We start from the raw sequence: 12,857 nt of genomic DNA on the forward strand, positions 1-12,857 counted from the left end.
TATTAAGAACAAAAGTCCTCAATATAAAGTGTTTTAGTCTGATTATTCCCAATATGCCGGTGGCCTATATACTCACACCTGCGTCTCGCAGGTGGGTTTTGCTCAACTTGCTTCTGTTATCTTCTACCAAAGGAAGCTCAACATCTACAAGCATATTGCAAATCCCGAAAATATAATGTAGGTTGAATAACATAAGCTAAACGCACATATCAGGATTACTATATTTTTATTATAACAAATTCTATAATAAGTTCAATAGCTATATTTTACTTTTCACAATTTATTTTTTGTTCATGTATTCCTTTACAACCTCTTCTATTGCTACGTCACAACCTTCTTCATTAAATAGTACCATGAATTGAACATAGCCAGCTGTTTTTTCATTCATTTGGAAGGCCATCATTTCACCTTCTACATCTAAATCCTCAATGATTTCTTCAACGATTTCAAGAACTTCATCATTAGCATAATCATAAAGATATGGCAGGTAAAATTCATTCATCCATTCTTCGCTGCCAGCAGTACTTTCATCATCAGCATAAGCTTTTGCTGCTGCTTCTACATCTTTATCAAAATCAAAGTAAAAATTTATTAAAGAGTATTTATCTGCAGCTACAAGCACTTCAACTTCGCTTAATCCATTATCATTTAAAATATTTATTATATCCTTAACGTTCACTTTAAAGACTCCTCTTAATATAATAATTTTTTGTATTCTTTCTTAACAGCAAGGAATTCTCTATCATCTTCTACAAGATTTAATTCTTCTTTGCCATCAACTTCATCTACTCTAAATACAAACACGTCTTCTGATTCAGTATCATCAGCTGGTGCTAATAATAAATATTCTTTTTCTTCTAAAAATATTCTAGCAACTGCTTCAAATTCTACTTTATTCCCTTCTTCATCTAAGAAAGTCATGATTTGTCTTTCTTCATTTTCCATATGTTCATTATTCATAAAGCATATCTCCTTTATTTTTTATGTCATTATACTATATATCATTTACCATTTCTATATATAGTAGCCTACATTTTCTTATTTTATTATAAGCTTAGCCTTACAGCAAGATGAAATATATTTTTTAACCTTATTATTAGCAAAGTCTATTCTTTTATTACCACATATATATTTATTACATTTGCTACAATATATCTTGTATTTATATGCTGTGTCACTTTTTCTTTTAGTGTCATACTTAAATGTAGCACTATCTGAAATGCCCATAATCCTGCACATCTTTTTAAAATAGCTGTTATGTCCATTACTTACCCCTGTAATTGTATCACAATAATAGTGGAGATATTCATGTATTATAACTTCCTTAACTACCTCTTCACTGTATGAACCATCTAGCAAACACTGAGCAAAAACAAATTTTAGTGGCTCAATTCTTCCATTATTTTTTCTATAAAAAAATGCTCCCATTCTCTTTTGAGCCCTTTTAGAAATCTCAATTTTTAAATTACACTGATAATCTAATCTTTTATTTAGCTCCTGTATTACAGCTTCTATTTTAGATATATCCCACTTATTATGCATTTCTGAGCCTCCTTACTAAACAAAAACTGCTAATATCCATATTAGCAGTTTTTATTCCTATATGCTATTGTTGCACTTTTTCTTCACTATTATTTTCTTCAGTGTTATTTCCTTTTTCTGAACCTTCTAATGTGACGTTTTTAAATGAATTACTTATAATATAATCTCCATTACCTACTCTTATAAAGCTTATTTCAACCATATCTCCAATATTACTTAAAGCTACTTGTCTTGAAGTCTCTGTTGATACTGTAAAGATGCTATCTTCACCTTTTATCTTTAAATCATAAATGCTAGCACCATCTTTTACCACAAGACCAATTCTTTCTATTTCACCTTTCACTACTTCTTCGCTATTAGATCCTTCCAGTGAAATATTGCTACTTGTTAAGTTTTCTATATATCTATTTAATGTTGTTTGTAATGTATCTCCAACAGCTACAGTATTATAGTTTTTCACATTTACCATTGCATATTGCTTTACCAATCCATTTGCATCTTTTAAAGTCATAAAATATGTTGGTTCTGACTGGATATTTATCAGATATGGGAATGTTGCTGTATATCCATACTGCTGTACTTTTCCTTGTGCAGACTTCATACTTGCATATTCTGTAGCACCTGATGTCTTATACATTGTAGTTTCTCCAGTTCTTGTATTAGTAAGTGTAAAACCAACTAATGATTCATCACTACCTACAGATGTGATACCAGTGTAGTAATAGCATGTATCATCATTAAAAATTATATTCATTCCATCGGTACTAACTAGCTTGTCCTTATCACTAAAGTTAAATACACCATGAACTAATTCTCCCCATTTATTTAAATAGTTTTTAATGTAGCTCATTGTTTGTATTCTATCAACCCATTCTGGAGTATTTTCTATATCATATATATTAGACTCTCCAGTTTGAGCATCTATAATTAATGTACCTATAGCTTTTTGCTCTAAGAATCCTATGGCATTATCATATCTTGTAATAACCCAGTAAGGCTTTCCATCATCATCTAATTCAAAAGTATAGTCTGTATGTCCAGCTTTCATATCATTTAAAAATGCATGTCTATCTAAATCATCAAGAAGATATGCTGATTCTAAGTATTTTATTTTTAACTCTTCCCCATTTAATTCTGTTACTAGCTGAACATCATTTTCATTAGTGGCACTAACCTTTACATACCCTGGTGTTCCCTTATGATTAGTTATCCATTTTATTAATGATGAATGCTCTAATGGTGCAACATAGTATAGTGATCCATCTACGCTTTGAAGACTTAAATTACCTATGGTAACTTGACTTCCTAAACTTGGTATTTCACCTAACTTTTTATCTGCTAATTTATAAGCAAGCTCTTTATCTATTGTTGGAAGCTGTGCTAAATCTATATGATGTATTTCGCTTGAAAAATCTACTTCTTCAACTTCACCTATTAAATTTCTATGAGCACTTGGCATTACTATAGGACTTAAAATAATTCCTAAAGCAACATATACTAGCGCCACAGCTCCACCTACAATTATATACTTTTTATTTAATCTTAAAATTCCGTAACCTACTGTACATGCTACGAATACTGCTACTATTATAAACGAACTTAAAGTTAAATCTAAAATTAATTTGCTGGAAAATAATAATACTATTCCTACAAAAACATAGGCAAGTAGCAACCATTTTAAATATTCTGTCAATTTGCTTTTTAAATTCAAAAAAACCACCCCTTCAATTATATATTACACTGTATTATATAATAAAACAATATATTTTAAGAGGTTTTTTATAACTTTTATAAAAGTCTAAAAAACCCCCTCCCTTAATATAATTATGAATGATGAATTACGAGTGATGAATTGTGGAATAAACTCACAGAGTTTAGAAAAATATTTTTTTAGAAACTCTGTGAGTTTCATCCTTAATTCATCATTCATCATTCATAATTCATCATCAACTAAATGGTTTTTATATTTTCTGAAAGCTTGCCTTCTGCAATTATATATTCATAATGTAATGCTCTTGTAAGGCCCACATATAAAAGTCTCTGGTTAAGTAGATTATTTTCATAAACACTTTCTAGTGGATTATATATAATTGTCCCATCAAACTCAAGGCCTTTAGTTAAATATACAGGAATTATTATCACATCTGTAGATGGTGCACTTTTTTCATTTCCCTTTATAATTGTATATTCTAAGTCAGTATATCTCTTTATATCCTTTTCTAAGGCCTTAGCCTCTTTGAATGTCTTAGTTATTATGGCAATACTACTTTTTCCTTCTTTACGTATTTCTTCAACAGCATTGTAAATTTCCATTGCACTTTCTTTTTTACTAGAAGTATATTTAATCACTGGTTCTTTACCATGTCTTAATACTGGCTTAGTTGTATTTAAACCTAGATTTTGAGCTTCCAAGGCTCCATTTGCAAAACTTATTATTTCTATAGTTGATCTATAACTTTGTGAAAGTGCCATATAAGTAGCTTTTCCTCCAAAAACTCCTTCTGTTATATCCTCCCATTTACTTATTCCCTTGTAATAATATATCCCCTGGGCTAAATCTCCAACTAATGTAAGAGAATTTCCTTTACTTAATTTGTTAATAAGTAATATCTGTAATGGGCTATAGTCTTGTACCTCATCTACTACTATATGTTTATACTTCTCTTTTTCTTCAATCCCTTCCAGTATCATATGTATATATAAAAGTGGAGCTAAATCATCTTCATCAATAATTCCATTTTCAAAATTCTTAATTGTCTCTCTCTTAATATATGCTGCTAAATCTCTCGGTATCCTATTAGCTGTAGCAATTTCAAATAATTCATCATCTTTAAAAAGATTTATATAAATATCATTAGAAGTTATACCACGCCAATTCTTAAAGTAATCATTCATTACTTTTTTAGATTCCTTTTTTATATACTCTTTAATACTGTCCCTTTCATTATAAATCTCAATAAGCTTTCTTCTTCGTTCTTCTCCATCTTCATATGTATTCTTAATGGTATTTATCTTGCTTTGCCAATCTCTATCCACCATTGCAACTAAGCTAGTAATTTTCTCTTTAAGCTTTAAACTTAAATATCTCTTTATTTCATCTTTTCTCTTATTTAGAGGATATGCCTTTAAATCTTTTAGATAAAGCCTAGTGATTTCTCTTTTAGAGAATAATACATAACCTTTTATTTCTATATCATTTATTTCTAAAGAGCTACTTTCCAATAAAGCTATATATCTATCAATGATAACCTTAAATATTAAATTACCTTTAATCTTTGATGCATTTGAAATGCACTTTCTTTCACGAATATCTGCTGTCTCAATTATTTCCTTAAGCTTATAATCTTTAGTCCTAATCTTACCTTTAAGCTTTAATTTGCTTACAACAAGTTCTTGGAAGGTAGTCTCATTTACATCTGTACTTCCTAAGTTAGGAAGTATGTCTGAAATATAATCTAAAAATAGTTTATTTGGAGCAAGTACCAAAATATCTTTTCCTTCCATAGATTCTCTATATCTATATAAAAGATAAGCTAATCTATGTAATGCTATTGTAGTCTTTCCTGAACCTGCAGCTCCTTGAACTATAAGAGGAAGATTTTTAGGCCACCTTATAATATCATTTTGCTCTTTTTGTATAGTTGCCACTACTTCTTTTAGCTTTTTCCCACGGCTTTCTTCAAGATTTATCTTTAAGAACTCATCAACAAGTTCTTCTCCTTCTAAGCCGTTTATAAGTATTTTATTTATTTCTTCATCAAATATTTGCTTTATATTCTTGTCCTCAAAAAGAAACTTTCTTTTAAGTTCAAGTTCACCTTCTATAATTCCCATAGGTGCTCTATAGTAAGCATTCCCCCCTGTACCACTGTAGTAAAGATCAGCCACAGGAGCCCTCCAGTCAACTACAATTTCATCACCATCACTGGTGGATGAAATACCTTTTTTACCTATGTATATTTCTTCATGATCTCCAAGTCTTTCAGTGAAATCAACTCTACCGAAATATGGGTTTTTAAGTGCCTCTTCATAACTTTCAATTTCTTTATTTAATATTTGATATATCTTCTCCACATTTTCTTTTTCTTGATTATATCCTCCCTTTGATTCTTGGGTAAGGATCTTAAGCATATTAATTACTTCTTCTTGTGTTTTCCTCTTCTCTTCTAGTTCTTTCATAATCTTTTTTCTCTTATCATTTAGAACTATACTCTCAATTTTAATTTTCTCCTCCATTTTTAATGCTCCCTTACTAATAAAAACTTATTTTAGAAATAACTCTATATTTCTATACAATTATTTATATTATCTCCAAAACTCCAAATAATTAAAATACTTTTATGAATTTTATTTAAAAATTAAAAGTATTGCCTATGAATTATCTTATTTTTATCAATAAAAATCTATATCAATAAGCAATACTTTATTTTCTAATTTTTAAAAGAATGTATTGGTGCCGGAATTCTTCCGCCCCTTCTTATAAATTCTTCTGATGATGCTTCATTAATTCTCATAACAGGTCCACTACCAAGCAATCCACCAAACTCAACCATATCACCTTCACTATATCCTGGTGCTGGTATTATTCTTACTGCTGTTGTTTTATTATTAATCACTCCAATAGCTGCTTCATCTGCTATTATTGCTGATATAGTAGCTGCCTTAGCATCGCCTGGAATTACAATCATATCTAGCCCCACTGAACATATGGCTGTCATAGCTTCAAGTTTCTCTAAGTTCAATGTCCCTTTATTAACTGCATCAATCATTCCTGCATCTTCTGATACTGGTATAAATGCTCCGCTTAATCCTCCTACATGGCTACATGCCATTACTCCACCTTTTTTCACTGCATCATTTAGTATTGCAAGGGCTGCGGTAGTTCCATGAGTACCTACACTTTCCAAGCCCATAGTTTCTAGAATATGTGCAACAGAATCTCCCACTGCTGGAGTAGGTGCAAGTGATAAATCTACAATACCAAATGAAACTCCAAGCCTTTTAGAAGCTTCATTGGCTACAAGTTGTCCTATTCTAGTAATTTTAAAAGCTGTCTTCTTAATTGTTTCAGCTACTACATCAAAAGGTTCTCCTTTTACTTTTTCTAGCGCTCTTTGTACCACCCCAGGTCCACTTACTCCTACATTAATTACCGTATCTGCTTCACCAACTCCATGAAAGGCTCCAGCCATAAATGGATTATCTTCTACTGCATTAGCAAAAACCACAAGCTTAGCACAAGCTATTGCATTTTCATGGGCTGTCAAATCTGCACATTTCTTAATAATCTCACCCATTTCTTTAACGGCGTCCATATTTATTCCACTTCTAGTGGAACCTATATTAACAGATGCACATACTTTACTTGTACTCTTTAAGGCTTGTGGAATAGACTTAATTAAAATTCTATCTCCTTTGCTATACCCCTTATGAACTAAGGCAGAAAAGCCTCCAATGAAATTTACTCCTAAATCATTAGCTGCTTTATCAAGTACTTCTGCAAATTTTACATAATTTTCTTCATCAGTTGCCCCTGCAATAAGAGATATTGGTGTTACAGAAATTCTTTTATTCACTATGGGAATACCAAACTCTGCTTCTATCTCATTTCCTACCTTCACTAAGTCTTTTGCACATCTCATAATCTTATTATATATTTTTTCCCTAGCTTTATCACCATCTGCATCAATGCAGTCTAATAGTGATATTCCCATTGTTATTGTTCTAATATCTAATTTTTCCTCTTCTATCATTTTGATTGTTTCTAAAATATTATTTGTATTCATTCTTGCACCTCTTTTACAATGTATGCATTGATTTAAATATTTCTTCTCTTTGAATTTTTACTTCCACTCCTAATATAGATGCTTCTTTGCTTAATATTGATTGTACATTTACAAATTCTTCTGTGCATTCCTTTAAATCAAGCATCATCATCATGGTAAAATATCCATCTAATATGGTTTGATTTACATCTAAAATATTAATTTTAAGCTTTGACAACTTATTGCTTATACCTGCAATAATCCCAACTTTATCTTTTCCTATAACAGTTAATATAGCTTTCATTTTAACTCCCCCAATTTATGCTAAAATTATATTTATTTTACATCTAATGCTATTTAATGTCAATTATTACCATATTGCATATTTAATTTTTGATTCATACTATTAATGTTGCCATTATTATTTTTTAGATGAAAGGATGATATTTATGAGTAATAAAAATTCTCCCTTAAAATTATATAAACTGGCTAATTTTACTAGAAATACCGTTGAAGAATTTGAAGAAAATATAGTAACAAAACATAATTACTTAGAAAGTGTTAACGCTAATTTAAAAAACAATAAAAATACTTAATAAAAAAACAAGTAATATCCATGTATAATGAGTATTACTTGTTTTTTATTTGCTTACTTCTAAACTTATTTAGCTAAAAAATGATTTTCTGCAATCTTTACTGATTCCATGGCATCTTTTGCATAAAAGTCGGCACCTATACTCTTAGCATATTCTTCTGTAAGAACAGCTCCTCCTACCATTACTTTTATATTCAGACCACTTTCTCTAATAAGCATTATTGTCTTTTCCATACTCTTTACTGTGGTAGTCATTAAAGCACTTAACCCAACTAAAGTTATTTCTTGCTCCCTTGCCACTCTTAATACTTCTTCTGCTGGCACATTCTTACCTAAATCTATTACTTTAAATCCATAGCTTTCTAAAATGACTTTCACTATATTTTTACCAATATCATGAATGTCACCTTCTACTGTAGCTAATATTATTTTGCCCTTAACAACTTCTTCTTTATTATTTTTCATTAATGCTTCTTTAATAATGGCAAATGATTTTTGTACAGTCTCAGCAGACGCTATAAGCTGTGGTAAAAATACTATTCCCTTTTCAAACTTAACTCCTACACTGTTTAAAGCCGGAATAATGCTCTCATTTACTATAGATAAAGGTTCCATTTCCTTAAGCAACTCTGTTGTTTTAATTTCAGCTTCACTTTTCAATCCTTTTTCTATGATTTCTTTCAGAGAATATTCCTTAGAATTTAAAGTATTTTTTCCTGCTACATTTTTGTTGTTTCCATACTTTTCTACATAAGACTTTCCTTGTTTATCTATATCATAGAGCATCTTATAAGCATCAATTGTTTCCATGATCCCTGATATATTAGGATTAACAATAGGCAAATCTAGTCCTTTACCTAAAGCTAGTGCTAAGAAGTTTCTATTTAGAAGTTCCCTATTTGGCAAACCAAAGGAAATATTTGATACTCCTAAAAGAGTTTTTAAACTAAGTTCATGTTTAACAAGTTCCAATGCTTTCAATGTTTCTTTACCACTTTTCCCATCAGAGGATACAGGAAGTACTAATGTATCAATAAATACATCTTCCTTTTTTATTCCATATTCAAGGGCCTTATTAAGTATTTTTTTAGCTATTTTCACTCTTTCTTCTGCCGTCTCTGGAATTCCTCTTTTATCTAAAGTAAGTCCTACTACAGCAGCACCATACTTTTTCACTAAAGGAAGTATACTATCTAATACTTCATCTTCACCATTAACAGAGTTTAAAATTGGCTTTCCATTATAATATCTTAAACCTGCTTCTACAGCCTCTCTATCTGTTGAATCTATTTGCAGAGGCACGTCTAATATTCCTTGTAGCTGAACAATTGCTTTTCTCATCCATTTAGCTTCATTTATTTCTGGTAGCCCCACATTAACATCTAATATTTCTGCTCCAGCTTCTACTTGTTCAATTCCTTGTTTTAAAACATAGTCTAAATCATCATTTCTTAAAGCTTCTTTAAATAATTTCTTCCCTGTAGGATTTATTCTTTCACCAATAACTCTTACATGATCTATTTCTACTATCTTACTTGGAGAACAAATTAAATTTCTCTTAACTTCTGGTCTTTTTACTATTTGCCTATATTTAATTTCTGAATGTATATTCTTAATATATTCTGGCGTAGTACCACAACATCCACCAATAACAGATACTCCTTCATCTAAAATTTTCACAATTCCCTCTAAATATTCATCTATGCCTATGTCATAACTTATTTCTCCAAAAGAAAGACTTGGCAATCCTGCATTTGGCTGTACCATTAATGGGATATTTGTATATTCTTTAATTTCTTTAATTATTTCAAGTATTTCATTTGGTCCTAAGGAACAATTCACCCCTAGAGCATCTACACCTAATCCTTCTAGCGTTATGGCCATACTTGCTGGTGTGCATCCAGTAAATGTCCTACCATCAGCTTCAAAACTCATTGTACAAAATACAGGTAAATTAGTATTTTCCTTTGCTGCTAAAATTGCTGCCTTAATTTCATATAAGTCAGTCATAGTTTCTATTAAAATTAAATCAGCACCATAAGTTTCAGCAGCTATTACTTGTCTTTTAAATATCTCATATGCTCTATCAAAGCTTAATGTGCCCATTGGTTCTAAAAGTTGACCAATAGGTCCTATATCTGCTGCTACAAATATATCTTTTCCATTAACTTCTTTAGCAATTTCCATGGCCTTTTTAAAAACATCTTCCACAGAATAACCTGTTCCATCTAACTTTAATTCATTAGCCCCAAAGGTATTTAGAGTTATTACCTTTGAACCTGCTTCAATATAATCTCTATAAATATTTTTAATAATATCTTCACTGGTGAAATTTAAAATCTCTGGATTTTGTCCAAGCTTTAAACCATTTTGCTGAAGCATAGTCCCCATTGCCCCATCAAATAATATAATTTCTTTATTTAATATATCCCTAATACCCACAGTTATTCCCCTCTCTTCTAAATGTGCAGCTGGCATATTTATTACATTTTAAACACTTTTCTTCTTTTTCTGTTTCTTTAACTAGCCCTTTACCTACACCAATTATTGCTGTAACTGATTTTCTAGGAAATAATATATTGTGTGCAGATAAATTTACACCTATTCTCTTATCACAATTAACTAAGTTAATTACATCTCTTTGTGCATCTAATGGCAAGTCACCATAACCTGGGCTATATCTTCCTGTTATATTAAGTTCTTTGCTTTTAGCTTCTATACCTATTGCCTCTTCAATTTCATCGCATATTTCCTCTACTAATGTAGTAGTACATGCATCCATAATAAGAGCCTTTGTTAAATTAGTCTTTTCTGTAAGCTTAATATGTTTTTCTATGTTTACTCCAGCTGTAACAGCTATAATAGCAATACTTCTACAGTTTTCAAGGTGCTTCTTTATATCATTCCCTTTAAAGATAATATCACTATTATCCACTTTTACACCTTCATTTATATGTTCTATATTAAAATACTCATATAAGTATTTAGTATCACTTAAATTTCTAACTTCATTTCTACAAGATTCTATAAGTTCGTCTAATGAAGCATCTATACTCTGACCCTTGTATCCAAGATACCTTAATACCTCATCTTTCCTAATCTCATATCTCAACAAAAACATCCCCCTCCTTTAATTAGTTAAGTCGCCTGCGGCTAGTTAAAATAATTAAAAATGAAAAATTAAAAATGAAGAATTGAGGATGAAACTCCTTAGGGAGTTTCTAAAAATATATATTTTTAAAGAATTTCATAGAAATTCTCTCCTTAATTTTTAATTCTTCATTTTACATTCTACATTTTTAATTTTTATTTTTCTTCTCCGTAGATATTTAGAGAAAAACCTTTTTCAAGAGCTTCTTTAGCATATTCTTTTGCCCCAAAAAGAGAAAGATCTTTATAGTTACCACATTGTATTGGATTTGCTGCTGGAATTTCCTCAGCCATTAATATTTCTTTTAAAGCTAATTCCAATGCATCTCTTATTTCTTCTGCTTCTCTATCTCCCCATATGCTCAAATAAAATCCTGTTCTGCATCCCATAGGTGATATATCTATTATGCCTTGAAGCTTATCTCTTAAAATATGTGCTAGTAAATGTTCCAAGCCATGCATTGCCGCTGTGCCAAAGGCCTCTTTGTTAGGTTGTAAAAATCTCAAATCAAACTTTGTTACCTTATCTCCCTTTGGTCCTTCTAAAAGGCAGCATTTTCTTACATAAGGTGCTTTTACCTTTCTATGATCTAATTCAAAACTTTCTACTTTATTCATTTTAACCTCCTATTTATTTACTGATTTAATTATTGATTCAATACTATTGTTTATACTCTTTGCAACATAAGCATTATTCATGGAATATAAATGTATACCCTTAACATCAGATGAAATAAGGTCCACTATCTGCTCTACTGCATAAGCAATTCCTGCATCTCTTAAAGCTATAGGATCATGTTCATATCTGTCCATAATCTTCATGAACTTCTTAGGAACATTTGAACCACATAAAGTGGTAATTCTCTCAATCTGCTTCTTATTGATTACTGGCATAATTCCTGCTTGAATAGGAACTGTAATTCCTTTCTCAATAGTCTTATCCATAAAAGAATAAAAATACTCATTATCTAAAAATAGCTGACTTATAAAATGGCTAGCTCCTGCTTCTTGCTTTATTTTTAAATTTTCTATATCTTTATCTAAATTTCTACAATCTATATGTCCTTCTGGATAACATGCACCACTTATATTAAAGTCATCAGTTTTTTTAATAAACTGTATTAAATCACTGGCATACTTAAAATCATTGCTTCTTCCTGCTGTATCTGGATTACCATCACCTCTTAAAGCTAATATATTTTCAATGCCCTCATTTTTTAAATTTCTTAGTATTTCTTTTATTTCATCTTCTTTTGCATCTATACAAGTCAAATGAGCTACTGGCTCCATATTATACTTATTCTTAATAAGAGATGCTATTTCTAAAGTCCTATTACTTGTAGCTGCCCCACCTGCTCCATAAGTAACACTAATAAAATCTGGATTAACTCCTTTAAGTTCTTCTAACATTTTATAAATTGTCTCTATTGAAGAAGTTACTTTTGGCGGAAAAACCTCCAAGGAAAATACCATTTTCTTCTCATTAAATAAATTATTAATTCTCATTGCTGCCCCCTATTATAACCTTTTATAAATAAAAAAAACCTAAAGGATATCCCTTAGGTTCGTAATTAACACCATTAAATATCCTTATCTTTCAGTAAACTGTTGGAATTAGCACCACACTTAGTTAATGATGAATTATGGATGATGAATGATGAATTAAAGACAAAACTCAAAGAGTTTTTAAATCCAATTCATAATTCTTAATTCATAACTCTACATTCTCTAAGTAGGTTGCTGGGTTTCACAGGGCCAGTCCCTCCACCGCTCTTGATAAGTTTTTTATTAAATTATACAAAATT

At 30.5% G+C, this 12,857-nt stretch carries 12 protein-coding genes, 1 other RNA gene and 1 riboswitch; of the genes, 1 reads left to right on the plus strand and 12 read right to left on the minus strand.

Features of this window, described 5'->3' with window-relative positions; translation table 11 throughout:
* Positions 1 to 41: 41 nt before the first annotated feature.
* The 8 genes from ssrS to Q5O44_RS10385 form a co-directional block, all read right to left on the minus strand.
* Positions 42 to 219, minus strand: a non-coding RNA gene (gene ssrS, locus Q5O44_RS10350) — 6S RNA.
* A 61-nt stretch (positions 220 to 280) separates the two neighbouring features.
* Positions 281 to 679, minus strand: coding sequence for a hypothetical protein (locus Q5O44_RS10355; protein WP_022168347.1), 399 nt, complete (start codon positions 677 to 679; stop codon positions 281 to 283).
* Between the two features lie 14 nt (positions 680 to 693).
* Entirely contained in the window at positions 694 to 960 is a 267-nt protein-coding gene (locus tag Q5O44_RS10360) for a DUF1292 domain-containing protein (RefSeq protein WP_022168348.1), read from the minus strand.
* A 78-nt stretch (positions 961 to 1,038) separates the two neighbouring features.
* Positions 1,039 to 1,542, minus strand: a complete 504-nt coding sequence (locus Q5O44_RS10365) for a SprT-like domain-containing protein (RefSeq protein WP_022168349.1) — start codon at positions 1,540 to 1,542, stop codon at positions 1,039 to 1,041.
* Between the two features lie 64 nt (positions 1,543 to 1,606).
* Entirely contained in the window at positions 1,607 to 3,253 is a 1,647-nt protein-coding gene (locus Q5O44_RS10370; RefSeq protein WP_022168350.1) for a YrzE family protein, read from the minus strand.
* Between the two features lie 239 nt (positions 3,254 to 3,492).
* The gene (helD, locus tag Q5O44_RS10375; protein WP_022168351.1) at positions 3,493 to 5,778 is read right to left on the minus strand and encodes an RNA polymerase recycling motor HelD; all 2,286 of its coding nucleotides are present in this window, start codon (positions 5,776 to 5,778) and stop codon (positions 3,493 to 3,495) included.
* Between the two features lie 194 nt (positions 5,779 to 5,972).
* A complete protein-coding gene (locus Q5O44_RS10380; RefSeq protein WP_022168352.1) occupies positions 5,973 to 7,328 on the minus strand; it encodes a PFL family protein in 1,356 nt (451 codons plus the stop codon).
* A 13-nt stretch (positions 7,329 to 7,341) separates the two neighbouring features.
* Positions 7,342 to 7,611, minus strand: coding sequence for an ACT domain-containing protein (locus tag Q5O44_RS10385; RefSeq protein WP_022168353.1), 270 nt, complete (start codon positions 7,609 to 7,611; stop codon positions 7,342 to 7,344).
* Between the two features lie 145 nt (positions 7,612 to 7,756).
* Between Q5O44_RS10385 and Q5O44_RS10390 the strand changes: the two genes are divergently transcribed.
* Positions 7,757 to 7,903, plus strand: coding sequence for a hypothetical protein (locus Q5O44_RS10390; RefSeq protein ID WP_022168354.1), 147 nt, complete (start codon positions 7,757 to 7,759; stop codon positions 7,901 to 7,903).
* Between the two features lie 65 nt (positions 7,904 to 7,968).
* Here the strand turns inward: Q5O44_RS10390 and Q5O44_RS10395 are convergent, their stop codons facing one another.
* From Q5O44_RS10395 to metF, 4 genes are all read right to left on the minus strand, one after another.
* Positions 7,969 to 10,344 carry a homocysteine S-methyltransferase family protein gene (locus Q5O44_RS10395; RefSeq protein WP_302637823.1) on the minus strand — a complete coding sequence of 792 codons (2,376 nt, stop codon included), beginning with the start codon at positions 10,342 to 10,344 and terminating at the stop codon, positions 7,969 to 7,971.
* On the minus strand, positions 10,334 to 11,023 hold the full coding sequence (locus Q5O44_RS10400; protein ID WP_302637825.1) for a vitamin B12 dependent-methionine synthase activation domain-containing protein: 690 nt from the start codon (positions 11,021 to 11,023) through the stop codon (positions 10,334 to 10,336). The genes Q5O44_RS10395 and Q5O44_RS10400 overlap by 11 nt, the downstream gene beginning before the upstream one ends.
* Before the next feature lie 185 nt (positions 11,024 to 11,208).
* Positions 11,209 to 11,670: an S-ribosylhomocysteine lyase gene (locus tag Q5O44_RS10405; protein WP_022168357.1), complete on the minus strand. Its 462-nt coding sequence runs from the start codon at positions 11,668 to 11,670 to the stop codon at positions 11,209 to 11,211.
* 9 nt (positions 11,671 to 11,679) lie between these two features.
* Positions 11,680 to 12,558, minus strand: coding sequence for a methylenetetrahydrofolate reductase [NAD(P)H] (gene metF / locus Q5O44_RS10410; protein WP_022168358.1), 879 nt, complete (start codon positions 12,556 to 12,558; stop codon positions 11,680 to 11,682).
* A gap of 81 nt (positions 12,559 to 12,639) precedes the next feature.
* Positions 12,640 to 12,835: riboswitch (SAM riboswitch) on the minus strand.
* Positions 12,836 to 12,857 lie beyond the last annotated feature (22 nt).

The organism is Clostridium sp. CAG:221 (genome assembly GCA_000435835.1).
Taxonomy (GTDB): Bacteria; Bacillota; Clostridia; order Clostridiales; family Clostridiaceae; genus Clostridium.

What these genes read in the sequence shown, in the direction of transcription:
- Q5O44_RS10380 (WP_022168352.1), bottom strand. Translation starts at nt 7,328, where the DNA reads ATGAATACAAATAATATTTTAGAAACAATCAAAATGATAGAAGAGGAA.
- Q5O44_RS10400 (WP_302637825.1), bottom strand. Translation starts at nt 11,023, where the DNA reads ATGTTTTTGTTGAGATATGAGATTAGGAAAGATGAGGTATTAAGGTAT.
- helD (WP_022168351.1), bottom strand. Translation starts at nt 5,778, where the DNA reads ATGGAGGAGAAAATTAAAATTGAGAGTATAGTTCTAAATGATAAGAGA.
- Q5O44_RS10405 (WP_022168357.1), bottom strand. Translation starts at nt 11,670, where the DNA reads ATGAATAAAGTAGAAAGTTTTGAATTAGATCATAGAAAGGTAAAAGCA.
- metF (WP_022168358.1), bottom strand. Translation starts at nt 12,558, where the DNA reads ATGAGAATTAATAATTTATTTAATGAGAAGAAAATGGTATTTTCCTTG.
- Q5O44_RS10385 (WP_022168353.1), bottom strand. Translation starts at nt 7,611, where the DNA reads ATGAAAGCTATATTAACTGTTATAGGAAAAGATAAAGTTGGGATTATT.
- Q5O44_RS10390 (WP_022168354.1), top strand. Translation starts at nt 7,757, where the DNA reads ATGAGTAATAAAAATTCTCCCTTAAAATTATATAAACTGGCTAATTTT.
- Q5O44_RS10360 (WP_022168348.1), bottom strand. Translation starts at nt 960, where the DNA reads ATGAATAATGAACATATGGAAAATGAAGAAAGACAAATCATGACTTTC.
- Q5O44_RS10365 (WP_022168349.1), bottom strand. Translation starts at nt 1,542, where the DNA reads ATGCATAATAAGTGGGATATATCTAAAATAGAAGCTGTAATACAGGAG.